General features: G+C 60.5%; 22 protein-coding genes. 11 read left to right on the forward strand and 11 right to left on the reverse strand.

Features of this window, described 5'->3' with window-relative positions:
* Positions 1–69 precede the first annotated feature (69 nt).
* On the forward strand, positions 70–873 hold the full coding sequence (locus DWY03_RS08795) for a diguanylate cyclase domain-containing protein (RefSeq protein WP_147334522.1): 804 nt from the start codon (positions 70–72) through the stop codon (positions 871–873).
* Positions 874–1,158: 285 nt separating this feature from the next.
* On the opposite strand, the gene DWY03_RS08800 is transcribed toward DWY03_RS08795, so the two are convergent.
* Entirely contained in the window at positions 1,159–1,479 is a 321-nt protein-coding gene (locus DWY03_RS08800) for a DUF3784 domain-containing protein (protein ID WP_117635527.1), read from the reverse strand.
* A gap of 334 nt (positions 1,480–1,813) precedes the next feature.
* Here DWY03_RS08800 and DWY03_RS08805 point away from each other — a divergent pair, with 334 nt between their 5' ends.
* From DWY03_RS08805 to DWY03_RS08820, 4 genes are all read left to right on the forward strand, one after another.
* On the forward strand, positions 1,814–2,437 hold the full coding sequence (locus tag DWY03_RS08805; RefSeq protein WP_117840507.1) for a flavodoxin family protein: 624 nt from the start codon (positions 1,814–1,816) through the stop codon (positions 2,435–2,437).
* Between the two features lie 16 nt (positions 2,438–2,453).
* Entirely contained in the window at positions 2,454–2,795 is a 342-nt protein-coding gene (locus DWY03_RS08810) for an arsenate reductase family protein (protein ID WP_117840509.1), read from the forward strand.
* Between the two features lie 86 nt (positions 2,796–2,881).
* Entirely contained in the window at positions 2,882–4,012 is a 1,131-nt protein-coding gene (locus DWY03_RS08815; protein WP_117840511.1) for a GTP-binding protein, read from the forward strand.
* Between the two features lie 101 nt (positions 4,013–4,113).
* A complete protein-coding gene (locus tag DWY03_RS08820; protein WP_117636890.1) occupies positions 4,114–4,713 on the forward strand; it encodes a tRNA (cytidine(34)-2'-O)-methyltransferase in 600 nt (199 codons plus the stop codon).
* Positions 4,714–4,742: 29 nt separating this feature from the next.
* On the opposite strand, the gene DWY03_RS08825 is transcribed toward DWY03_RS08820, so the two are convergent.
* The 4 genes from DWY03_RS08825 to DWY03_RS08840 form a co-directional block, all read right to left on the reverse strand.
* A complete protein-coding gene (locus DWY03_RS08825; RefSeq protein ID WP_231500829.1) occupies positions 4,743–7,238 on the reverse strand; it encodes an excinuclease ABC subunit UvrA in 2,496 nt (831 codons plus the stop codon).
* Between the two features lie 10 nt (positions 7,239–7,248).
* Entirely contained in the window at positions 7,249–8,367 is a 1,119-nt protein-coding gene (locus tag DWY03_RS08830; protein WP_089572898.1) for an AAA family ATPase, read from the reverse strand.
* A gap of 93 nt (positions 8,368–8,460) precedes the next feature.
* Positions 8,461–10,464 (reverse strand): translation factor GTPase family protein, encoded by a 2,004-nt coding sequence (locus DWY03_RS08835; protein WP_117840514.1) that lies wholly within the window; start codon positions 10,462–10,464, stop codon positions 8,461–8,463.
* Between the two features lie 306 nt (positions 10,465–10,770).
* Complete coding sequence (locus DWY03_RS08840; protein ID WP_117582849.1) at positions 10,771–11,259, reverse strand: GNAT family N-acetyltransferase; 489 nt, start codon at positions 11,257–11,259, stop codon at positions 10,771–10,773.
* A 77-nt stretch (positions 11,260–11,336) separates the two neighbouring features.
* Between DWY03_RS08840 and DWY03_RS08845 the strand changes: the two genes are divergently transcribed.
* Positions 11,337–11,633 (forward strand): hypothetical protein, encoded by a 297-nt coding sequence (locus DWY03_RS08845; protein WP_117840516.1) that lies wholly within the window; start codon positions 11,337–11,339, stop codon positions 11,631–11,633.
* Positions 11,634–11,700: 67 nt separating this feature from the next.
* On the opposite strand, the gene DWY03_RS08850 is transcribed toward DWY03_RS08845, so the two are convergent.
* The gene (locus tag DWY03_RS08850; protein ID WP_117840518.1) at positions 11,701–12,405 is read right to left on the reverse strand and encodes a class I SAM-dependent methyltransferase; all 705 of its coding nucleotides are present in this window, start codon (positions 12,403–12,405) and stop codon (positions 11,701–11,703) included.
* A gap of 439 nt (positions 12,406–12,844) precedes the next feature.
* On the opposite strand from DWY03_RS08850, the gene DWY03_RS08855 reads away from it, so the two are divergent.
* Positions 12,845–13,246 (forward strand): hypothetical protein, encoded by a 402-nt coding sequence (locus tag DWY03_RS08855; protein WP_117840520.1) that lies wholly within the window; start codon positions 12,845–12,847, stop codon positions 13,244–13,246.
* Positions 13,247–13,374: 128 nt separating this feature from the next.
* Here DWY03_RS08855 and DWY03_RS08860 read toward each other — a convergent pair whose 3' ends face one another.
* Positions 13,375–14,190, reverse strand: coding sequence for a putative RNA methyltransferase (locus DWY03_RS08860; RefSeq protein WP_117840522.1), 816 nt, complete (start codon positions 14,188–14,190; stop codon positions 13,375–13,377).
* Positions 14,191–14,368: 178 nt separating this feature from the next.
* Between DWY03_RS08860 and DWY03_RS08865 the strand changes: the two genes are divergently transcribed.
* Positions 14,369–15,751: an MATE family efflux transporter gene (locus DWY03_RS08865; protein ID WP_117636899.1), complete on the forward strand. Its 1,383-nt coding sequence runs from the start codon at positions 14,369–14,371 to the stop codon at positions 15,749–15,751.
* Positions 15,752–15,778: 27 nt separating this feature from the next.
* Here DWY03_RS08865 and DWY03_RS08870 read toward each other — a convergent pair whose 3' ends face one another.
* On the reverse strand, positions 15,779–16,645 hold the full coding sequence (locus DWY03_RS08870) for a LysR family transcriptional regulator (protein ID WP_117840524.1): 867 nt from the start codon (positions 16,643–16,645) through the stop codon (positions 15,779–15,781).
* A gap of 158 nt (positions 16,646–16,803) precedes the next feature.
* Here DWY03_RS08870 and DWY03_RS08875 point away from each other — a divergent pair, with 158 nt between their 5' ends.
* On the forward strand, positions 16,804–17,706 hold the full coding sequence (locus tag DWY03_RS08875; RefSeq protein ID WP_117840526.1) for a DMT family transporter: 903 nt from the start codon (positions 16,804–16,806) through the stop codon (positions 17,704–17,706).
* 88 nt (positions 17,707–17,794) lie between these two features.
* The gene (locus DWY03_RS08880; protein ID WP_117840528.1) at positions 17,795–18,520 is read left to right on the forward strand and encodes a uracil-DNA glycosylase; all 726 of its coding nucleotides are present in this window, start codon (positions 17,795–17,797) and stop codon (positions 18,518–18,520) included.
* A gap of 50 nt (positions 18,521–18,570) precedes the next feature.
* Here DWY03_RS08880 and DWY03_RS08885 read toward each other — a convergent pair whose 3' ends face one another.
* From DWY03_RS08885 to DWY03_RS08895, 3 genes are all read right to left on the reverse strand, one after another.
* Positions 18,571–19,251 (reverse strand): SDR family NAD(P)-dependent oxidoreductase, encoded by a 681-nt coding sequence (locus DWY03_RS08885; RefSeq protein WP_117840530.1) that lies wholly within the window; start codon positions 19,249–19,251, stop codon positions 18,571–18,573.
* A 9-nt stretch (positions 19,252–19,260) separates the two neighbouring features.
* Positions 19,261–19,983, reverse strand: coding sequence for a VUT family protein (locus DWY03_RS08890; protein WP_231500830.1), 723 nt, complete (start codon positions 19,981–19,983; stop codon positions 19,261–19,263).
* 156 nt (positions 19,984–20,139) lie between these two features.
* Positions 20,140–21,753, reverse strand: coding sequence for a peptide chain release factor 3 (locus tag DWY03_RS08895; protein WP_055252215.1), 1,614 nt, complete (start codon positions 21,751–21,753; stop codon positions 20,140–20,142).
* Positions 21,754–21,968: 215 nt separating this feature from the next.
* Here DWY03_RS08895 and DWY03_RS08900 point away from each other — a divergent pair, with 215 nt between their 5' ends.
* The gene (locus DWY03_RS08900; RefSeq protein WP_117743314.1) at positions 21,969–22,349 is read left to right on the forward strand and encodes a GntR family transcriptional regulator; all 381 of its coding nucleotides are present in this window, start codon (positions 21,969–21,971) and stop codon (positions 22,347–22,349) included.
* The last annotated feature ends 6 nt before the right edge of the window (positions 22,350–22,355 follow it).

Here is a 22,355-nt window from a genome sequence, read left to right on the forward strand (position 1 = left end):
GAGCATTTCCCAGTTGACAAAACTATAGGAACACCCCCCTGCAACGACCGAGTGTTCCAAGCGATCTCCATGAGCTCCGAGACACGCTATCCGTTCATCATTAACCTCGACACCGGCGAATCGCAATGGTCGGTTAATGCCGTGCGCGATTTTGACCTACCCTCCCAGCATCCCTACAACTCGCTCGATATATGGCTTGCCCGTGTTCACCCCGAGGACCGCGACAACGTACGTGCCGAGCTCGATATGGTGGTAAACGGCACGTGGCACTTCCACTGCATGCAGTATCGCGTCATGAATACCGCCGGAAAATACGCGCTTTGCGACTGCACGGGTTACCGCCTGGACGGCACCGATACCGAGCCCAACATGTATGTGGGCATTGTCACCAACCGAAGCTTGGCAGATACGACCGATTCCGTGACCGGTCTGGGCGATATCCACGCCCTGGTCAACGCCATTGGCGAGATGCGTCGCGTGGCACGAAACGCGGGCTTGATCGCCATTAAAATCGACGAAATCGCACAGGTCAATGCCCGCTTTGGCTTTGATGCAGGCGACCGCGTTTTGGCAGAAAGCGCCGCCTGCCTCATGGATTGCTCGCGCGGCAAGGGTCGTCTGTTCCGCTCGACCGGACCGATGTTCGTAGCGCTCTTTGACGAGCTTGATCCCGAAGAGACCGACGCGGTTGCAGACGAAATCGAACGGTTCTTGGGATCGCCCGTGCTCCTTGGCTCATTTGAATATCAGCCGCCCCTTCGCGTGGCAACGCTTCATCTGGACGCCGTCGACCGACAGCCCGTTTCCATTTTGAACGAACTTAATGCGCTGATTAGAGAGGCGCCACAGGTACCGGGCACCAAGCTGGACTAGCGTCGTGGGGCGCATGATGGTTAATTTCCGATCTCGGGCGAACACATTGGGCAAATAGGTCGTACCCGCAGTTAGCCGAACGCCCCCCCGCAGTCCCTAGCGGGCCCGGGGGCACCGTTTCGATACTCTTGGTTTACTTTGCCTGATGCAAATAAGTGCTCAACAAGATAGAACCTATCCCCCGCCACGGATATGCCCTCGAGTAAATCTGTTAAGCCAAGCCTATCAAATTCTATTGACAATTGGCTGCATTGGTCCATTTTGTCGTCCAGCCACTTCCGCTGGCTATCGTCTCATAAACACAAACCTAACGAGCCGCACGAACGACAAAGAGGCCAAGCTGAACAGAAGTAGAACCAAAACTTCAAAAACGCTGGTATTCCAATCGCGTACCCAGCCCTCTACCGCCCACAAGAAAAACAGCAGCCCCATCCATAACGTCACAGAAGAAATCAGCTTTGCGTAGGGGCGTATATCAATCTCGCTCTCCCTTTTTGTGACATCATATCCAGCAATTGAGCAGAGCCATCTTCCTCTTCGGTATTGGATTGAAAGGACAATCAAGGCAATCGAAGTCATCAAGCAAACAGCATCCTCTGTTTCCATAGAGTTTCCTTTGCTTTCCATCCTAGTTACGCATTCACAATCGAATCAAACCAAGTATGAATTACTCGATAGCAACCGCCTTAGTATAAACCATAGCCGCCGCAGCAGCCCGCCTTCCAAGGCCTCAATGCTCGCCATCGAGGGCGACCCGCCCAGACCCCTTACAATCTGCTCGCACGAGGCCCCGCACTCCAACATCCTCTGGACCGTATCCCGCTCGTACCTGGTGAGCGTGCCTGCCGTGGGCCCTCGGGGCCGGCATCGTGCCCCAAGCCATCTGCCCGCTCGTGCGATAATCCTCTGCAGAAGTCACCGACAGCAGAGGGAGTTTGTGATGAAGGTTCTTTTGGTCAATGGCAGTCCCAAAGCAAGCGGCAACACGGCCCGCGCACTCGCCGAGGTCGCCGAGCAGCTTAACGCCGAAGGCATCGAGGCCGAGATGTTTCAGCTGGGCGCCAAGCCCATTCGCGATTGCATTGGTTGCGGCCAGTGCGGCAAGCTCGATTGCCGTTGCACCTTTGACGACGATGTGGTCAACGAGCTGATTGCCGCTGCCGAGCAGGCAGACGGCTTTGTCTTTGGTTCGCCCGTCTACTACGCGCATCCCAGCGGACGCATCCTCTCTGCCCTCGACCGTGCATTCTATGCTGGCAGCAAGGCCTTTGCGCACAAGCCGGGCGCCGCTGTCGCCGTTGCCCGTCGCGGTGGCACGTCGACCACCTTCGATGTGCTCAACAAGTACTTCACCATCAACCAGATGCCCGTGGTGGCATCCACCTACTGGAACAACGTCTTTGGCGCCATGCCGGGCGAGGCCGCCCAGGACGCCGAGGGCCTTGCCACCATGCGAAACATCGGCAAAAACATGGCTTGGCTGCTGCGTTGCATCGAGGCGGGAAAGGCCGCCGGCATCGAAGTCCCCCAGGCCGATCGCGCTAGGACCAACTTCATTCGTTAGAACGGCGGAACATGCTATGAACGTTCAAATCTTCGGGACTAAGAAGTCGTTCGATACCAAGAAGGCGCAGCGCTATTTCAAGGAGCGCCGCATTAAGGTGCAGTTTATTGACCTTAAGGAAAAGGAGATGAGCAAGGGCGAACTCACGAGCGTGATGCAAGCGGTCGGCGGTATCGACAAGCTGCTCAACCCCAAAGCCAAGGACGAGGAGACGCTCGCACTCATCCAGCACCTCACCCCCAGCCAACGCTTCGATAAACTGCTCGAGAACCAGCAGATTCTGGCCGAGCCCATCGTGCGCAACGGTAAGAAGGCCACCGTCGGCTATTGTCCCGATGTGTGGGGAGCCTGGGAGTAGCCTGTGTTATTTGTCGGCGCGTGGGTATAAGAGCTGGCGTTTGGCATAAGATTCAACTGTAAGCCATGTCTAACAAAGGAGGGCACATGCCCAACAAACCCGTGAAGATCATCATGCTTACCGGCTACCTCGGTGCCGGCAAGACCACGCTGCTCAACCACATCCTCGCTAACGACGGCGGCATCCGCGCTGCCGTGATCGTCAACGATATCGGCGAGATCAACGTCGACGCTAGCCTCATCGCCGACGGCGGCCTTTCCGAGACCGACGACCTCATCCCGCTCACCAACGGCTGCATCTGCTGCACGCTTTCGGACGACCTGGCCAACCAGCTGCAGGGCATCGCCGATTCGGGCAAGTTCGACTACATCATCATCGAGGCCTCGGGTATCTGCGAGCCTATCCCCATCGCCTACACCATCTCGAGCTTCTGCGACGAGGCCAAGGTGGGCGGCCAGCCCAAGCTTGCACTCGACAACATCGTGGCTGTGGTCGATTGCGCCCGCATGTACGACGAGTTCAACGGCGGCCGCGACCTGTTGGCCGAGGATATCGACGAGGACGACATCGAGAGCCTGCTCATCCAGCAGATCGAGTTCTGCTCCACGCTGATCCTTAACAAGACCGATACCGTGAGCCCTGAGCAGATTGCCGAGCTCAAGGCTATCGTGCGCAGCCTGCAGAAGGACGCCGTGATTGTCGAGGCCCAAAACGGCGAGGTCCCCATGGAGGAGCTGCTCGACACCGACCGCTTCGACTTTATGCGCGCCTACAACTCCGCCGCCTGGATCGAGGCCATGGAGCATCCCGAGGAGCACGACGACCCCGAGGTGCTCGAATACGACATCGAGACCTTTGTGTACTCGCGCCGCAAGCCGTTTGACCTGCAGAAGTTCACCGATTTTGTTGAGCAGGAGTGGCCCGACGAGGTCATCCGCGTCAAGGGTCCGCTGTGGCAGGCCAGCAATCCGGACATGTGCTACATGTTCGAGCAGGCCGGCCACCAGATGCGCCTGATGGAGAACGGCCTGTTCGTTGATTCCGCACCCGAGGGCGAGAAGCAGAAGATCATCGACGAGAACCCCGAGATCATGCAGATTTGGGACGACGAGACGGGCGACCGCATGACGAGCCTGTGCATCATCGGCCGTCACATGGACAAGGATGCGCTCATCGCCTCCCTCGATGCCTGCCTGACCGACTGGCACCGCGCCTAGGTTTATCCAAGCGGGCATTTTTCCGCCTACGTAACCGCCAAACCACCACGAAGGTGCCTGTCCCCTTCGTGGTGGTTTTTCGTTCTGAGCCAAGGAGATTCATGTTCAACATTGTGCTGTATGCGCCCGAGATTCCGGCCAATACGGGCAATATCGGCCGCACCTGCGTGGTTACCGGCGCCCGCCTGCATCTGGTGGAGCCGCTGGGGTTTTCGCTCGACGACAAGACGGTGCGTCGCGCCGGCCTGGGCTACTGGCAAAATTTGGACGTGACGACCTATGCCGGCTGGGAGGATTTCCTTGCGCGCAACGGCCTCTCCCCCGCCGACGAACGCCTGCATCTGCTGACCAAAAAGGCGCGCCGCACCTATGCGCAAAGTACCTACCGCGACGGTGACTTTTTGGTCTTTGGCAGCGAGAGCTCGGGGATTCCCGAGCCACTGCTTGCCGCGGCGCCCGAGCGCTGCGAGCGCATCCCCATGTTGCGCGATTGCGACTCGCTCGAAAACGCCGACGCCTGGGAGGCCCACGAGGAGTCGCTCGGGCATACCGAGGACAGCCACGAAGCCATCCTTCGACAGGATATCTGCGGCAACTTCGTCGACCCGGACGACTACCGCATCAGCGCTCTCAACCTCTCCAACAGCGCCGCCATCGTCCTCTACGAGGCCCTGCGCCAAACAGGCTTTCCGGGAATGTGACAAAGGAACTGTCCCTTTGTCACATTCGGTTATAGGTAGCGGCCGGTGATGCTTGCGGGGCAGGCCACGATGTCGCCCGGCGTGCCGGCGCAGACGATTTGCCCGCCCGCGTCACCGCCGCCCGGGCCCATGTCGATCACATAGTCGGCGTTGCGGATAAGGTCGAGGTCGTGTTCGATCACGACAACTGTGGCGCCCTTGGCGACGAGGCCGTCAAACACACTCAGCAACACCTGAACATCGAGCGGATGCAGGCCGATCGTGGGCTCGTCAAATACGAATACGGCATCGTCCTGCACGCGGCCCATCTCGCTCGCAAGCTTAAGACGCTGCGCCTCGCCGCCCGAAAGCGCCGGCGTGGGCTCACCGAGCGTGAGATAACCCAATCCCAGGTCGTGCAAGGTCTGCAAGCGCGCCTGAACCTTCTTGAGCCCCACCGTGGCGTCGAGCGCTTCGTCCACACTCATGTCCATGAGCTGCGGCAACGTAAGCAGGCTCCCGTCCTTGCCCTCGCGATGGATATGCGAAGCCGCGTCTACATAACGTGAGCCGCGACATGCCGGGCAGACGATCTCGACGTCGGGCAAAAACTGCACGTCGAGCGATATCGAACCCGTGCCATCGCACGTAGGGCAGCGCAAAGCGCCAGTGTTGTAGCTAAATGCGCCTGCCTTGTAGCCGGCTGCCTTGGCCTCGGGCGTGCGGGCGAAGGCGCGACGCAGTTCATCATGGATGTCGGCATAAGTCGCTACCGTCGAACGCACGTTGGCACCGATGGGCGTGGCGTCTATCAGGTTGGCACGTGCAATGCCCTCGGCATCGACCCAACGCACGTGTTTTGGCAGGCGCTCGCTGGCTGCCTGCGCCTTAAGTGCCGGGATGAGTGTCTCGAGCACCAACGTCGTCTTACCCGAACCCGAAACGCCCGTCACCGCGACAAGGCGACCGCGCGGTATATCGACTTCGAGCGGTTTGACGGTATGGATGGCATCGGTCGCCATGCGGATATGGCCCCGGTCAAACATTTCGTCGTCAGGCACCTGCGGACGCAAGCGCTCAGGCTCCGAGCGCAAAAATGGGGCGATGCGGCTGCCCTGCGATTCTTCGACCTCGCCTACCGCGCCCGCGGCGATCACATTGCCGCCGCCTGCTCCGGCAACGGGGCCCATCTCGACCAGATAGTCGGCTTCCGCCAGTACGCGCGTGTCGTGGTCGACAACGACCACGGTGTTGCCGTCATCCACCAAATCGCGCATCACGCCTACCAGGCCGCCGACATTGGCAGGATGCAAGCCAATCGAGGGCTCGTCCAGCACATAGAGCACGCCCGTCGATCGGTTACGCACCACGCGGGCGAGCTGCACGCGCTGACGCTCGCCCGTGGAGAGCGTGGCACCGGCGCGGTCGAGTGAAAGGTAATCGAGGCCCAGATCGACCAGTCGACGGGCCGTGCTCAAAAACGAATCGCAGATATCCGTCGCCATGGGCTGCATCTCGGCCGGCAAGGATGCGGGCACCCCGCGCACCCACTCAATCGCCTCACCCAGCGTCATAGCCGCGGCCTGCGCCAGATTGATACCGCGCACCTGGGGATGGCGTGCGGCCTCGGAGAGACGCGTGCCGCCACAGTCACGGCATGGCCCCTCGCGCAAAAAGCGCGCCACGCGCTTGAGGCCCTTGTCGTCCTTAACCTTGGCGAGCGCATTCTCGACGGTATAGACAGCGTTGTAATAGGTAAAATCGAGCGGCGTGGCGCCCTCGCCGTTTTTGGGAACGTAGAGAATGTGCTTTTTAACCGCCGGACCGTGGAACACGATGTCGCGCTCTTGAGGCGTGAGCTGGTTAAACGGCACGTCGGTGCGCACGCCCATCTCGCCGGCTACCTGCTTCATCAGATCCCACATGAGCGTACCCCAGGGAAGCACCGCGCCTTCGTTGATGGTCTTTGACTCGTCGGGCACCAGGCTCGCTTCGTCCACCTCGCGCATGACACCGGTGCCGCCGCAGGTAGGGCACGCACCGCCGCTGTTAAAGGCAAGGTCCTCGGCACTCGGCGCGTAGAACTCGCGGCCGCATGCGGGGCACGTGAGCGACAGGCCCGCAGCCACGTTAAGGCTCGGCTCCACACGCGCCCCGCAATGTGGGCACACGTGATGGGCACAGCGGCTAAAGAGCAAACGCAGACTGTTGTTGAGCTCGGTCATGGTACCAAAGGTCGAGCGCACGCCTGGCACACTGGGACGCTGATGCAACGCGAGTGCCGCCGGTACGTGCAATACCTCGTCCACCTGGGCGTGCTCGGCCTGCGTCAGGCGACGTCGAGTATAGGTGCTGAGCGCCTCCAGGTAACGGCGCGAGCCCTCGGCATAAAGAACTCCCAGCGCCAGCGAGCTCTTGCCCGAGCCCGACACGCCGGCAATGCCCACGAGCCTCCCCAGCGGAATATCGATATCGATGTCCTTGAGATTGTGGACACGTGCACCGCGCACCTCGATAGCCTGCGGGCTCATCTTCTGTTCCGTCACCTTTATCACCCTACTCATGCCATAAAACGCGGTCGCGGATATACTCGCCCAGCATGGGCACGGTAAACCGCACAAGGCCGTATCCGGCGGCCTCGATGACGCGCTCGCGAATCAGGCTTGCGCGATATTTACTCGCCCAGCTCTGGGTACGGTCGCAGCGCTCAATGATATCCGCCGTGCGCGTCGGCTTGTCCTCGTCAACCGCCATAGCCTCGATAAAGAGGCGCTGAGGGCTGCGCAGACCGTAATACAGAGGTGCGTCAACCGCTTCGTAGAACTCGGAGACGGCATCCGCATGGCCATTCTCGACATCGCGCCTTTCGATGACCTGCGAGCCACGCCGGACAGCAGACCGCCACATGTAATAGCCCACCAGCTGAACCATATAGGGATGCCCCATGCTCTTGCGCGCCGCAAGGTCCGCCGTCTCCGCGTCAACGTAAAGACCAGCGTCTTTGACCGTCTGGATATACGAATCGCGCACTTTGGGCAAAGATATTGCCCCCAACGTACGCTGCTGGGCACGCCGCAAAAACGTCACGCTCGGCTCTTCGAGCAGATCGTCAACCATACTGGGCAAGCCGGCGAACGCCAGCGCAAGACCGCGCTGGTCGCTATCGGGCAAGCCCGTGGCATCCTGGTCTCCGAGCACCTGCTGATAGAGGACGGCAAGAGCCGCCAGTTCCTCGATAGACACCGATTGTGCCTCGTCAATCGCAAACAAGACGCCCTTGCCCGGACCGAGCTTCTTGAGACGCTCGTTGACCAGCCCTCGCAATGTCTCGCCTTTTGCCCGCGCCGCCTCGACCGACATCCGGCCAAACGACGGCCCAAACTCCATTGACGTCACAACGGGTTTATTCGAGCGAAGCGCGTCGGCCAAGCGGTCGCACAAACCAAGCGAAGCGGAATCGGAGACAACCGCCCATCCGCGCTCGCTGGCTAGACGTTGCAGCTCCCGCAGGAGAACCGTTTTGCCACAGCCGCGGTTTCCCGTAATGAGCATGAGCCTGCCCGGCGCTCCGGCGCCGTTGTCGAGCCCTTCCTCAAAATCTTCGATGACCGACTCGCGACCGATGAGTATCGGAGGCCGCTTACCAGCTGTGGGCTTAAAGGGATTTGGATTCATATCGGCCTCCTCGGATTGGCAAACCCTGGTAACAGTTATACCAACTTATACCGAGTTATACCAATAGCATGTGACAGAGGAACTGTCCCTTTGTCACATGTGGCCGAAAAACTCGGCGTCTGCTGCTCGCCAGGGGCGGAAGGTGGCGGGATCGATCTTTACGTGCGCCGCGGCGGGTACGTCGTACCATTTGACCGTGTAACCGGCGCCGTGAGAGCAAAAGACCGAATCGGGCGTGTTGGGCAGATCGGCCTCGGGCTCATAGGCGGCCGTCACGATGACGCGCTCGGCATCATGGCAAGCCGCATAACCGGCGAACTCCAGGTACAGATGACCGCGCCCGCTCGTGTAGGCAGCCACCTCCAGCGCGTAATCCTGCACCTCGGATGCCGGCACGCGACCCACAAGCTTCGCTCGGTCTCCCGCCATCGTCGGCGGCTCGTACTCGGCACCCATGCGTGTGGCATCTGACAACGCCCGGCCCACGCACTCCCCCGGCACCTCGAGCTCAAAGTGGTACCACGGCTCCAGCAACACGTCTGCGCCGACCTCGCGCGCCTGCATCAAACCCTGGCGAATCGCGCGATACGTGGCCTGGCGAAAATCGCCGCCCTCGGTGTGTTTGGTATGCGCGCGGCCGCCCGTGAGCGTAATGCGCACATCGGTGATGGGCGAGCCCGTCAGCACGCCCAGGTGGTCGCGCTCCATAGCGTTGGTGAGTGCCAAACGCTGCCAGTTAAGATCGAGCTCGTCGGTCGAGGTCACGGTGCCAAACTGCACACCCGAACCCGCCGGCAACGGCTCCAGGCGCAGATGCACCTCGGCATAGTGACGCAGCGGCTCAAAGTGGCCCACGCCCTCGACCGGCCGCGAAATAGTCTCCTTATAGAGAATGCCGCCGGGCTCAAACGCAACCGAAAGGCCAAAGCGATCGGCCAACACCCGCTGCACGACCTCGAGTTGCACGGCGCCCATCAACTGCAAATGGATCTGCTCAAGATGCGTATTCCAGCTTACGCCGAGCATGGGGTCTTCGTCCGCCAACTCACTCAGCGCTTTAAACACCGCATGAACGTCGTGTTCGCCCGGCAGCACCGTATAGGTGAGGACCGGAGCGATGACGGGCGCATCGCCCGCGGGCTCCGTGCCCAGGGCGTCCCCTGGGCGAACGTGCGCAAGACCCGTCACGGCGCAAATACCGCCAGCAGCAACTTCTTGGGCAAGCTCATACTTCTCGCCGTTATAGATGCGCACCTGATCGACCTTCTGTTCCCACGCCTCGGCACTGGAATGCCCGCTGATCATCTGTTTTGCGCGCAGCGTGCCGCCGGTCACTTTAACCCAAGCCAAGCGCTCGCCACGATCCCCGCGGCTGACACGATAGACGCGCGCGGCAAACTCCGGGAGCCACGCCTGCTCACGCATCAGCGCGCATATGCCGTCCGGCAGCTCGTCAACGCCTTGGTCCTTGAGCGCCGAGCCGGCAAAGCAGGGAAAGAGCTTGCGCTCGGCAACCATGCGCGACAGCGTTGCGACAGAAAGCTCACCCGCTTCAAGAAACTCCTCGAGCGCCGCTTCGTCCAACGCAGCAGCGTCCTCCTGAACGGCGCCGCCCGCCAGCAGCTCGTTGGCATCCAGGCAGCCCTCGGAAAGACGCTGCCCGAGTTGTGCCAGCAAAACATCGCGGCCGGGATTCTCCAAATCGATCTTGTTGATGAAGATGAACGTCGGGATGTCATAGCGTGCAAGCAGGCGCCACAGGGTTTCGGTGTGCCCCTGCACGCCATCGTTGGCGCCCACCACCAGAATCGCGTAGTCCAGGGCACGCAGTGTGCGCTCCGCCTCGGCAGAAAAATCGACATGGCCGGGAGCATCCACGAGCATGACGTGGGTATCGCCGTGGTCGAGCACGGCCTGCGACGAGAAAATCGTGATGCCGCGCTCGCGCTCGATCGTGTTAGTGTCCAGATGCGAATCGCCATCGTCCACGCGGTCACGCTTGCGAATGCGGCCCGCGTTGAACAGCATGGCCTCGGCCAACGTGGTCTTGCCGGCATCGACATGCGCCAAGATTCCAACGACCGCTTGCTTCGACATGGCTCTCCTCTTATTGCAAGCCCATCGCACGCGGCAACGGGCGTTCACGCTCCACACTGGATGATACAATTTACGGGCCGGTGGGCGAAGCGGGCCCTATCCCCCGACCGAGCTCATCGCCCCGCGTTGCCGCGCGGCGATTTTCGTAGGTTCGCGCCTTGCGAAAGCCGGCACCTCCCCTTTTTGTCTGCCCGGGTTCATCTGGGGCGGTAACAATGCGAGTCCCACAACGACGCGTTTTACCAAAAATAGCCCCACTCGGGGCCATTTTTTATTTGAGCTGGGTGATGATACGTGCCTTGGCTCCTACGCCTCGCGCAGCCAATCAAACGCGACACGCGCCGTGCCGTCGGACACATAGACGATACCGACACGCTCGAACCCCGCCTTGGCGATGGCGCCCTGCATGGGCAAGTTGTCCTCGTGCGTGTCAATACGCAGATGGTCGGCGCATTCCTTGGCAAAGGCAAACATCGCCGCCGCGATACCGTGCACGGTGCCGTCGGATGCCACGCGATGCAGCACGGCATACGGAGTGTCGCTGCGCCATTGACCGTCCTCAATCACGTCATAGCACTCGTCCGGACCCGGTAAAAAGGCAAACGTCGCCACCACGCGGCCGTCGACTTCGCACACGTAACTGCCACCAGCGGCGATATCGGCAGCCAGCTGCTCGGCCGAAGGCGTGCCCTCGGGCCACTGCGTGGCGTTGCCATGCGCGCGCATAAAGGCGCGGGCCGCGTCATAGATAGCCATGACGGCGGGAATGTCGGTATCGAGGGTTTTTCTGATCATCACGCGGCGACCTCACGTTTATTGGTATCACTTTGATTGAGCAATGATACCAACGTTTGGAGAGGAGCGCGAAGCAGATGGGGAGCAAAAAGCGAGCCGCCTGGTCAAAAGCCAAAAGCGAGTTTTTGGGCGCTGCCACCGGCGGCGATATGAGCGACCTGTTTGCACGCGAGGACGAGCGCCGCGACGCCCTGGACGCCGAGCGCGACGAGGCTTGGCGCTATAAGTCGTGCGAGCGCAAAAACCGTTACGACACACGCGCCGAGGCCGAAGCCGTTATGGCCGACTGCGAAAACCGTGGACGACGTGGTTTGGCCTGCTACAAATGCGAATACTGCGGCGGGGGGCACCTGACGTCGCACCCTTGGAAATAGGCCCCGCATCGGCGCGGCGCTCACGCAGCGGCACGGCACCGACACATCGCCGGCCATCGCGCGCAGGCTACGGGCGCGGCGGCACCAAAACATCGTAACGAACGGCCTTGCCCGCAAGCTGATAGCTCGGCTTAACGCCGGCAAGCAACGGCCCCTTCACCGGCCGCTTGATAACGACCTTGCGCGGACGTACCGCAAGCGCAGCCTCGACCAGCGTCTCCTCATCGGCGCACGGCTGCTCCAAATGGTGCAAGAGCTGGAACTTCTTTTTAACCGCCGCACTCTTGGTGCGCTCGGGAAACATGGGGTCCAGATACACCACATCGGGAGCCGCGAGCTCACCGCGCTCGATCAGCTCAGCCGTATGGCGAAGGCCGGCAATGCTATCCTCGCCCGCATGTAAGCGCATGCGCGCCACGGCAGCCGCAAGCGCCGGATCATCTGCCGCGCGATCCAAGGCATCCTTGAGGAGCGCCGCGATCACGCAATCCTGTTCATACAGATCGACGGTAAAGCCCGCGGCGGCCAGCAGCAGCGAATCCTCGCCAAAGCCTGCCGTGGCGTCAATCGCCCATGGGTTCTCGATGCCTTTTGTGCGCGCAGCCTTAACCAGCAGCTCTTGCTGCAGACGACCCTGCTTGAGCCGTGGAAGCATGCGGGCAAAATCGGCACGCAGCTCCATCGCGCCGTCGGTGAGCGTGAGGCCCTCGGGTGTCCTGGTTAACTCGAGCCCTGCCGCCCGAGCAACAGAAAAGGGATCGACGACGCCCATGGGTACTCCTTCACAAGCAAAACGAATACGTGAGCGCCGTTTATGTCGGCACCCAACCGTCCGCTATTGTCCCACATGCGACATGGCCCACAGCATCCCAATGCAAAGCACCGCCATCAATCCCGTGCATACGGCAGCGATCACGGAATCGCCCATGCGCCTTCCCAACGACCGCGGCTCATGCACTTGCCCTGCTCCGTACATCATGGCTCCTCCTTGAGACCAGCTCTTACCATGGACCCATCATCGCAGCGCCGCGCATACGCTGCCATCGATTTGGCTTACGCCCAGCTTTCCTTTTTGAAAGGTTGGGTTTGGCTGCGCGGGGTCAAAGCGCTTTCAGGCGCATGCATCGCCGCGTTGAACTACAATGTGCTTCACCATATGTGCAGTACATTGGGTGCGCCAAGTTGGCGTACTCGTATCGAAAGGACCAGCCATGAGCTTCACTCGCAAGACTCTCAAAATCCTTGCTCTCATCTACTTTGTTTTGGGCATCGCCAGCCTCGTCACCGCCGGCGTCGGTATCGCGACCGGCAACCTCGATTCCACGTACGGGTCGAACGCCATGCTCGCCGCGGTCGTGCTGGTCGCCAAGGGCCTCATCGATCTCGCCGCGGGCGTTGCGGGCATCAAGGGCGCCAACAAGCCTTCGCAGGTGGATGGTGCGTTTAAGCTCGGCATCGTTGCCGCAATCGCCACGATTGCGCAGGCCGCGCTCACGCTTCCCGCGCTCGGCGGCAGCTCCGTCAATATCGTCGCCTTTGTCATCGTGGTCTACGACCTGTTCTTTGTTCAGCAGGCACACGCCGTTAAGGCCGAGAACAAGGACCGCCTGTAAGCGCTCGCTTCTCATAACCTCTGCAGCCAAGCAACTAAAAAGGGCCGATCGCGCATCTCCGCGGTCGGCCCTTTACGTTTGCCCAGACAAAACCTACCAAAACAAACCTGTCCCTTTTTGGCAGGTTGTTAGCTGTGGCGGTACTCGGCGATGATGAAGTCGATGTCGGTTTGAAGGGTATCCAGGTTTGCCAAGCGCTCTTTGTCGGCAGGGCGCGTGCGGTAGTAGTACGGCGTCATCTGGAACACCGCCTCGATGTCGGCCTGGGTCTGGAGCGTAATATTCGCAGATACCCGCTGCGTTCCGACCAACTCGAGCTCGGTAGTCTTCGGCAGCTTCTCGTCGTTAAGGTACGGCGTATCGTAGAGCACTTCCTTAAGCCCAAACAGATGACGGGCACCCGGCACCACGGTGTAGAGCGAGCCCTCCGGCGCCAGCACGCGGGCAAACTCGCGCTCGTTAAAGGGAGCGAAGAGCTCGGTCACCATATCGAAGGCGCCATCGGCCACAGGGATGTCCTTCATGTTGGCTACGAAATAGGTCGCATCGTCGCGCTTGGCGGCAAGGCGCACCATCTCTTTGCCCAGGTCGAAACCGTAAGCATCCACGCCCGGCACCGCGCCCATGGCGCTGGTGTAATAGCCCTCGCCGCAGCAAATATCGAGCAGCGTCATGGGACCGCTCGTAGACGCAGCACGCCCAGACACCTGCTTGCGCACCAGCTCGACCATCGCATCGCGCAACGGCGCGTAGTATCCACGGTTCAGAAAGTCACGACGGCTGCGCGCCTGTGACTTGGGATCGCCCATGGAGTCGCCGCTCTTGGACGAGCGCAATAGATATAGATAGCCCTCGCGCGCACGGTCAAACCGGTGTCCGCCCGCGCATGCAGCACCGCGTTCGTCATCCACCAGCGGCTCATGGCAAACGGGACACAACAACATGGCAACTCCTTAGCGCGAACAACACAACGCCCACCATTGTCGCACGCCTTCCCCGCCTAGTCATTGGGGACGTTCTTGAATGAGTAATCGTTTTAGAACGTCCCCAATGACTAGGCGATTAGGAGTATCATCGTCTGCGCAAATAAGCACAAAAGAGCATGTTAGAGATTGAGAGCGTATGGCTGACACCGTATCTAAGCACATTGACATGACCACCGGATCGCTGTGGCGCAATGTTCCCCTGTTCGCCTTCCCTGTGGCCGCCACGAGCATCTTGGAGCAACTGTCGAACCTCATCGCCACGGTCATCATCGGTAACTTCTCGGGCGACCAGGGAACCCTCGCCATGGCGGCGGTCGGCTCCAATGTTCCGCTTACCAGTCTTATGCTCAACCTGTTTATTGGCATGTCGCTTGGCTCCAACGTGGTCATCGCCAACGCTATCGGCCGCAACGATCAGAACATGGTCAAACGCGCCGTCCACACCTCGATTCTTATGGCACTTGTGGGCTTTGTCGTCATCGCACTGGGCGAGATCTTTGCCGAGCCCATGCTCGCCGCGCTCAACGTTCCCGCCGAAACCATGCCGCTCGCTTCGCTCTACCTACGCGTCTTTTTGCTCAGCATGCCCTCGATCTTGCTTTACAACTTTGAGGCCGCGATCTTCCGCTCCGTCGGCATCACCCGCATGCCGCTGCAGGCGCTTGCCGTGTCCACCGTCCTCAACATTGGCCTGGACCTCATCTTTGTCCCCGTACTCCACTGGGGCGTCGCGGGCGTCGCCATCGCCACCGCCATCGCCTACACCGTCAGCGCCGCTACGCTCTTTATCCGCCTGCTCAAGACCGACTCCGTCGTCCGCGTCACCCCGCGCGACTTAGGCTTAGACCCCGTCGCCCTCAAGCGCATCGTCAAGATCGGCCTGCCCGCCGGCATCCAGAGCGCCGTCTTTGCCGTCGCCAACATCATCATCCAGTCTGCTATCAACAGCCTGGGCACCGAGGTCATGGCGGCATCGAGCGCCGCTATGAGCTTGGAGTACGTATGCTACAACCTGCTCAACAGCTTTAGCCAGGCTTGCACCACCTTTGTGGGACAAAACCACGGTGCCCGCCAGATCGACCGCTGCACCAAAACGCTCAAGGTCTGCCTGGTCGAAGGCGGTATCGTTGCACTCACCACGATCATCGTTATTGTCGGCCTGGGGCGCGAGATCTTGTCGCTGTTCAACAGCGATCCCAACATCGTCTCGATCGGCTATATCCGCGTGTGTTCGATCTTCCCGGCGTACGCCTTTAGCATGTTCTACGAAAACATGTCCGGCTACCTACGCGGCTTTGGTATCTCGCTCACGCCCGCCCTCATCACCATGATCTGCGTCTGCGGCATCCGCTTCTATTGGGTGTTCTGCGTGTTCCCGCACTTCCGCACCTTTGCGAACATCATGATGGTCTACCCCATCAGCCTGGGCACCACGGCGTTCTTTATGGTCGTGGCGGTACTACTTTGCCACCCGGCACGCACCTATCGCGCCACCCAAGCCAAAGCGACAGCCCGCTAGACACCGCACTCAACGCCACGCCAGTCATTAATTGACAATATGCGAGCTCATATAGTCGATAAAGCGCCTCGTGGCGATAGGCATGGTATCCCAGCTGCGCCAAGCTGCCACTACGTCGCGCGAGGGAGCATGCACGATGGGTCGCACACGAATATCGGCTCGCATGCCCTCCACAGTACGACGGTAGAGCATGCTCACGCCTAGGCCCTCCTCCACCATCGCCATGATGGTGTAGTCGTCAGTCACCTCACTCGTCACGTGCGGCGACAGCCCATGTGTCGCAAATGCATCGAGCACCAGGCTCTGTTCGCCCTCATCCAGCAGCACAAAGGGCTCGGACGCCAGGTCGGCGAGCGTCACCTTTTCCTTTGCCGCCAGCGGATGCGCAGCCGGCAGCAGCGCCACCAACTCGTCGTGATAGACCACACGCTTCTCGAGGCCTGCGGTAAACCCGCGCGCCGTAAAGCAAAAATCCACCACGCCGTCGTGCACCCACTGAGCGTTGCGCGTGTAATCGCCCTGCTTGAGGGTAAAGCGTACGCCCGGGTGCAGCGTACCAAAGTCGCGGATCACACGCGGCAGCACGGTACGGCTCACGTTGGTAAACGTCGCGATGCGAATATCGGTCGACGAAAGCCCCAGCAGCTCCTGGCGCTTGCCCTCGAGCTCGGCCTCGGCGGTCACAATCTGGCGCAGGAACGGCAGATACTGCTTGCCATCGCGCGTAAGCGAAACGCCCTGCTTTCCGCGCTCGATAAGCGTGGTGCCCAGCTCGCGCTCGAGCGCCTTGACGGCCTGGCTCACCGCACTTTGCGTATAGCCCAACTCGTCCGCCGCACGTTTCAGACTGCCGCAATCGACCACCATACATACAATCTGATACCGCGATGCCATCGTGCCTCCACATCGATGTAGCTGTAAAACGTTTTGCCAGGACTTTTCCCGCCAACATTAGCATTTCTTAATCATACTGAAGATACATTCGCTTTACTACATCCACATCTGGGAGCAGAATCCTTTTTGCGAAACCGTTCTGTAACAAAAGGAGTCCCATGGATCGCAAAAAAGCAATCGCGCTCTCATTTTCTGTTCCCGTCGCATGGGGCTTTTCGTACCCCCTCATGAAGATCGGCATGGACAGTATGAACGCCACGAGCATCGTTGCGCTGCGCTGCATCATCGCCTTTGTGGCTTGCCTGCTGCTCTTCCACAAGCGCGCTTTCCGCATCAACCGCGACCTTATGGTCCGCGCTGCCATCATCGGCGCCATTATGGCAACCGAACTCACCTGCATGTGCCTGGGCTCCAGCCTCACCTCCGCCTCCACCGCCGGCTTTTTGCAGAGCCTGACGGTCGTGATCGTGCCGTTTGCCAACGCCGCCCTGCTGCGTCGTGCCCCCGAGCGCAAAGTGCTCGTCGGCACCGCCATCGTCACCTGCGGTATGTTGCTGCTCTCGGGCGCCGACTTCACCAGCCTGAACCCGGGCGCGCTCATCATGCTGCTCTCGGCCTTTATCTATGCCGGCCACATTATCATCGCCAAGCGCTTTGTCGAAGAAGTCGATCCGCTGGCTCTGGGCGTTTGGCAGCTGGGCTTCGGCGGCTTGTTCTCGGGTATCGCCGCATTTACCTTTGGCGGCTTCACGCTTCCCAGCACGCCGAGCGAGATCGTCGTTATCGTTGCGCTCGCACTCATCTGCTCTGCCTACGGCTTTATCACCCAGACGCTCGTGCAGCCCCACGTGCCCGCCGAAACCACTGGCTTCGCCTTCTCGCTCGAGCCGGTCTGCTCCGCCGTCTTCTCGTTCTTCCTGGTCGGCGAGGTCCTGAGCCCCATCGCCTTCTTTGGCGCCGCCCTCATCCTCACCGGCGTCATGATGGCAACCGTCGAGCTTCCGCGCCTTCGCGCACATGGACAGGCTCGCATGGCAGGAGCGCCCGAGCACGTCTCGTAGACCCCACTCCTTATGCAGCCGCGGCATAAAGGCAACCGGTGCGCCTTTACAATAGATGCCAACAGAGCATCTGCCATAAAGGAGCCCCATGGACACCGCAACTCGCGACCGCAACATAGCAACTTGGTTGGGCGATGCGCCGCAGCAGGTACGCGACACTACGAACCAGCTGCTCGAGCGCATCGCCCTTTTGCGTGCCGAGCAGACCATCTACCCGGCACAAGACGACATCCTCAATGCCCTCGCCTACACCCCGGCCGACCAGGTCAAGGTTGCCATCTTGGGTCAAGACCCCTATCACGGACCCAACCAGGCCATGGGACTGTCGTTCTCGGTCCCCGCGACGCAAACCAAGTTGCCGCCGAGCCTGCGCAACATCTATAAAGAACTCAAAGCCGATCTGGGTTGCCCCATTCCCGCCACGGGAGACCTAACCCCATGGGCACAACAGGGCGTCCTGCTTCTCAACACGACGCTCACCGTGCGCGAGCATGCCGCCAACTCGCACGCCAAGCTGGGCTGGAGCACCCTGACCGACTACATTATCGAACGCTGCTGTCAGCTGCCCCAGCCGGTCGTCTTTTTGGCATGGGGCCGCTTTGCCCAGCAGATGGTCGAGGGCAAGCTCGCCGCGACCGGCGCAGGCAAGGAAAGCGGCAAGTTCTGCCTGGCCTCCACACACCCTTCGCCGCTTTCGGCAAACCGTGCCACGGCAGAACTCCCCGCTTTTATGGGATCGCGCCCCTTCTCCGCTGCCAATCGGCTACTCGAACAGCACGGCTCGACCCCCGTCAACTGGACTTGCCTCGGCTAAAAATCGATACATAAAAAACGCGCCCGACGGCTTTCCGCCGGGCGCGTTTCCTATTCGGGCCAAATAAATTGTGTGCGGCCGGCCTCGCCGCCATCGATCAGCAGGCTCTGCCCGGTCATAAACCGGTTGGTCACGCCCACAAAGTAGATCCACTCGGCGATCTCTTGGGCGGAGGCCCAGCGCTTAAGCGGCGTGAGCTCCATAATCTGGTTCCATAGGTGCTCGTCTTCCATCACGCAACGGTTGAGCGGCGTGATAACGCCGCCCGGGTCCACACTGTTGGCAATGGCCTGCGGTGCCAGGCGGTTTGCAAGGTTCTTGGTGTAGGCGATAACGCCGCCCTTGCTGGCGGCATAGGCGGGAAACTCCGATCCCGTATGCCCGCTCGCCGACCCCACATTGACCACGGATTTGATAGCCGGCGCCGGCTTGGCGGCAAGCCCCTCCCCCACAAAGGCGTAGCGCTCGGTCACGTTGATGGTGCCACACAGGTTGGCAGCGATGTCATCGGCCGAATCCTGCGTACCGGCAACGTTCACGATTACCTGAAGCTCAAGGTCGCCTGGAAACGAGTCAGGCTCGCGGACATCAACGATCAGATGGCGGTAGCGCTCGTGTTCGATCGCCGCCGGCAGCAGATCAAAGCCCACGACCTCGTGGCCCTCGTCCAAAAAGCGCTGCACGCACGCGGCTCCGATACCGCCCGAAGCGCCCGTGATCAAAACCCGCATACTTGCTCCTTAGGCGGTTGCGTGGCGCTCGAGGTACTCGGCGCCCACATTCTCACGCTCCCAGCCACGCACGACCTTGTAGCCCACGGGGCTCAGGAAAACCTCGCACAGCAGCTCGGCAACAGCGCCGGTCAGCGAGCACATAAGGACCTGCACCCAAGTCCAACCAAAGAACGTGTGGCTCACCACAATAGCAAAGACCAGGTTATCGATAAACTGGCCAACACCCGTAGACACATAGGAGCGGAAGGCAAAGCTCGCAAAGTTATTCTTTTTGAGCATACGGCCGAGCGACTGGTTGAGCGTGGAGTTAACCACGGCAGAAACGAGCATTGCCAGCGAAGAGCCAAGCACCACGTACCAGGTGCCGCCGATGGTGGCGTTAAGGGCAGTGTTGACCTCGATCATGCTCGTGTCGTAGTAGGCGCCCCACATGCCAGGCGTGAGCGAGCATGCCCAAAAGCACAGGCTCACGGCGAGGTTGACTGCCAGCGCGAGGATAGAGATTTTGATGGATGCCTTGGCGCCAAAGCGCTTGCAGATCATGTCCTGGCACAAAAACGAAACCCAGCTCACCACAAAGCCGCAATCGAGTGCCAGATACGGCAGGCTGATGAGCTCTTTGTTGGCCAGCAGGTTCATCATGATGACGCTCACGAAAAACAGCGAAACCGTTGCCGCGGGAATGCTCCGCAACAGGACCTTGTAGTCCTCCATGACCTTCTTGATCATTATGTACTCCTTTGGTTTTAGGTTTAACGAGCAGGATATCGGACCCGAACTGCTCGGACGCCCCGGTCTTGAGACGACGGTGGGTATGATAGCCGCTCACACGGCATCAGGCAAGCAAGCGGCGCGGCAGCCCCGCAGGGCCACCGCGCCGATGCGTTAAAAGGCTACGTTGCCAAACTCCGACAGGATAAGGTCGGGGTTGTGGTCGGTTGCCCAATCCACGTTCCACGGGCTCGTGAACAGCAGCAGCTTACCGCCGCGCATGTCCTCGACGCGCAGGGTGTCGCGCGTGAGCGAAAGGCCCGGGATATCGATGGTATCGGGGTCGTTCTGGATCCAGCGAATGTCCGTATAGGGCAGCGGCTGGCGACGGACCTCAACACGGTACTCGGCCTTGAGACGGCGCTCGAGCACCTCAAACTGCAGCACGCCGACCACGCCCACGATGACGCTCTCCATGCCGGCACCCAGCTCGCGGAAGATCTGGATGGCACCCTCCTGGGCAAGCTCCTCCATGCCCTTGACGAACTGCTTGCGCTTGAGCGTGTCGACCTGCGTAATACGAGCGAACATCTCGGGGGCAAACGTCGGGATCTGCGGATACTGCACATGGCGCTTGCCGGAGCACACGGTGTCGCCGATACTAAAGATACCCGGGTCGAACAGGCCCACGATATCGCCCGCGTACGCCTCGTCCACGATGGCGCGGTCATCGGCCATCATCGACGTGCCCGTGGCAAGCTTAAGCTTGCGGTTGCCCTGCACGTGGAAGGCGTCCATGCCGCGCTCGAACTTGCCCGAGCAAATGCGCACAAAGGCGATGCGGTCACGGTGGTTCTTGTCCATGTTGGCCTGAATCTTAAACACAAAGCCGCTAAAGTCATCGCGACAGGGATCGACCGGTTCGCTGGTGAGCGTATCGGTGTAGGCGCGCGGCGTCGGGGCCAGACGCAGGAACTCTTTAAGGAAGGGCTCCACACCAAAGTTGGTGAGTGCCGAGCCAAAGAACGCCGGGCTCAGCTTGCCGCAGGCCACGGCATCCAAGTCGAGCTCGTCGCCGGCGCCATCGAGCAGCTCGATGTCGTCCATCAGGTTCTTATGGTTCTCCTCGCCGATAAGCTCGTCCATGGCGGGGTCGCCCAGCTCGGCCTCGACCTCGGCAACCTTCTTGGTGGCGTTGGCATGGCCGTCGCCCTCAAAGGCGATAACGCGACGGGTCTGGCGATCGAACACGCCGCGGAAGTTGCGACCGCTGCCGATCGGCCAGTTCATGGGATACGTATTGATGCCCAGGACGTTCTCGATCTCTTCCATGAGCTCAAACGGATCGCGGGCCTCGTGGTCGAGCTTGTTCACAAAGGTGAAGATGGGAATGTGGCGCAGCGTGCAGACCTTAAAGAGCTTTTTGGTCTGGGCCTCGACGCCTTTGGCGCCGTCGATGACCATGACCGCGGCGTCGGCGGCCATAAGGGTACGGTAGGTATCCTCCGAGAAGTCCTGGTGGCCGGGGGTATCGAGGATGTTGACGCAGGCGCCGTTGTAGGTGAACTGCAGCACCGAGGAGGTAACGGAAATGCCGCGCTCCTTCTCGATGTCCATCCAGTCCGAAACGGCATGCTTGGCCGAGCTCTTGCCCTTGACCGAGCCGGCGGTCTGGATGCTGCCGGTATAGAGCAGCAGCTTCTCGGTAAGCGTGGTCTTACCGGCGTCCGGGTGGCTGATGATCGCGAATGTGCGGCGCGACGAGATTTCATCCGACAGGCTTGCCATGCGGATCCTTTCTTGCATTGAGTGCATTACGTCGTTGTAACCGTACTATTGTAGCCGCGAAATCTCGCTCTAGGGCGCCTATCAGGACAAATTCATCAGTTGGGGCCTGGGTAGCCGGCCCAATCCGAATTTGTCTCTTGCGTAACTGTACATAGTGTATATATACTGTGCTTACCGGTTATATACACGTGTAGCCCAACAGCTAAGGAGCCGCTGTGGACATCATCCTATCCAATTCGAGCGACAAGCCCATCTACGAGCAGATCTCCTCGCAGGTCAAAGCGCAGATCCTTTCGGGCGCACTCGCTGCAGGAGCCAAACTCCCCAGCATCCGTGCGCTCGCGAGCGACCTCGGCGTGAGCGTCATTACCACCAAGCGTGCCTATGCCGACCTGGAACAGCTCGGCTTTATCTGCACCGTGCAGGGCAAGGGCTGCTTTGTCGCCGAGGGCAACCAGGAACTCTTGCGCGAAAACCAGCTCTGCCATATCGAAGAGCTACTTGCGCAGGCCGCCACACAGGCCGAAACCCTGGGCGTCACGCGCGACAAATTGCACGAGATGCTCGACCTTGTAGCCCCCGAAACCATGCAGTAGCCATCT

The organism is Collinsella sp. AF23-2 (assembly GCF_003459245.1).
Lineage (GTDB): Bacteria > Actinomycetota > Coriobacteriia > Coriobacteriales > Coriobacteriaceae > Collinsella.

Excerpts from the sequence above, each read along its gene's own strand:
- DWY03_RS08795 (WP_147334522.1), top strand. The coding sequence starts at position 70 with ATGAGCTCCGAGACACGCTATCCGTTCATCATTAACCTCGACACCGGC.
- DWY03_RS08800 (WP_117635527.1), bottom strand. The coding sequence starts at position 1,479 with ATGGAAACAGAGGATGCTGTTTGCTTGATGACTTCGATTGCCTTGATT.
- DWY03_RS08805 (WP_117840507.1), top strand. The coding sequence starts at position 1,814 with ATGAAGGTTCTTTTGGTCAATGGCAGTCCCAAAGCAAGCGGCAACACG.
- DWY03_RS08810 (WP_117840509.1), top strand. The coding sequence starts at position 2,454 with ATGAACGTTCAAATCTTCGGGACTAAGAAGTCGTTCGATACCAAGAAG.
- DWY03_RS08815 (WP_117840511.1), top strand. The coding sequence starts at position 2,882 with ATGCCCAACAAACCCGTGAAGATCATCATGCTTACCGGCTACCTCGGT.
- DWY03_RS08820 (WP_117636890.1), top strand. The coding sequence starts at position 4,114 with ATGTTCAACATTGTGCTGTATGCGCCCGAGATTCCGGCCAATACGGGC.
- DWY03_RS08830 (WP_089572898.1), bottom strand. The coding sequence starts at position 8,367 with ATGAATCCAAATCCCTTTAAGCCCACAGCTGGTAAGCGGCCTCCGATA.
- DWY03_RS08835 (WP_117840514.1), bottom strand. The coding sequence starts at position 10,464 with ATGTCGAAGCAAGCGGTCGTTGGAATCTTGGCGCATGTCGATGCCGGC.
- DWY03_RS08840 (WP_117582849.1), bottom strand. The coding sequence starts at position 11,259 with ATGATCAGAAAAACCCTCGATACCGACATTCCCGCCGTCATGGCTATC.
- DWY03_RS08845 (WP_117840516.1), top strand. The coding sequence starts at position 11,337 with ATGGGGAGCAAAAAGCGAGCCGCCTGGTCAAAAGCCAAAAGCGAGTTT.
- DWY03_RS08850 (WP_117840518.1), bottom strand. The coding sequence starts at position 12,405 with ATGGGCGTCGTCGATCCCTTTTCTGTTGCTCGGGCGGCAGGGCTCGAG.
- DWY03_RS08855 (WP_117840520.1), top strand. The coding sequence starts at position 12,845 with ATGAGCTTCACTCGCAAGACTCTCAAAATCCTTGCTCTCATCTACTTT.
- DWY03_RS08860 (WP_117840522.1), bottom strand. The coding sequence starts at position 14,190 with ATGTTGTTGTGTCCCGTTTGCCATGAGCCGCTGGTGGATGACGAACGC.
- DWY03_RS08865 (WP_117636899.1), top strand. The coding sequence starts at position 14,369 with ATGGCTGACACCGTATCTAAGCACATTGACATGACCACCGGATCGCTG.
- DWY03_RS08870 (WP_117840524.1), bottom strand. The coding sequence starts at position 16,645 with ATGGCATCGCGGTATCAGATTGTATGTATGGTGGTCGATTGCGGCAGT.
- DWY03_RS08875 (WP_117840526.1), top strand. The coding sequence starts at position 16,804 with ATGGATCGCAAAAAAGCAATCGCGCTCTCATTTTCTGTTCCCGTCGCA.
- DWY03_RS08880 (WP_117840528.1), top strand. The coding sequence starts at position 17,795 with ATGGACACCGCAACTCGCGACCGCAACATAGCAACTTGGTTGGGCGAT.
- DWY03_RS08885 (WP_117840530.1), bottom strand. The coding sequence starts at position 19,251 with ATGCGGGTTTTGATCACGGGCGCTTCGGGCGGTATCGGAGCCGCGTGC.
- DWY03_RS08890 (WP_231500830.1), bottom strand. The coding sequence starts at position 19,983 with ATGATCAAGAAGGTCATGGAGGACTACAAGGTCCTGTTGCGGAGCATT.
- DWY03_RS08895 (WP_055252215.1), bottom strand. The coding sequence starts at position 21,753 with ATGGCAAGCCTGTCGGATGAAATCTCGTCGCGCCGCACATTCGCGATC.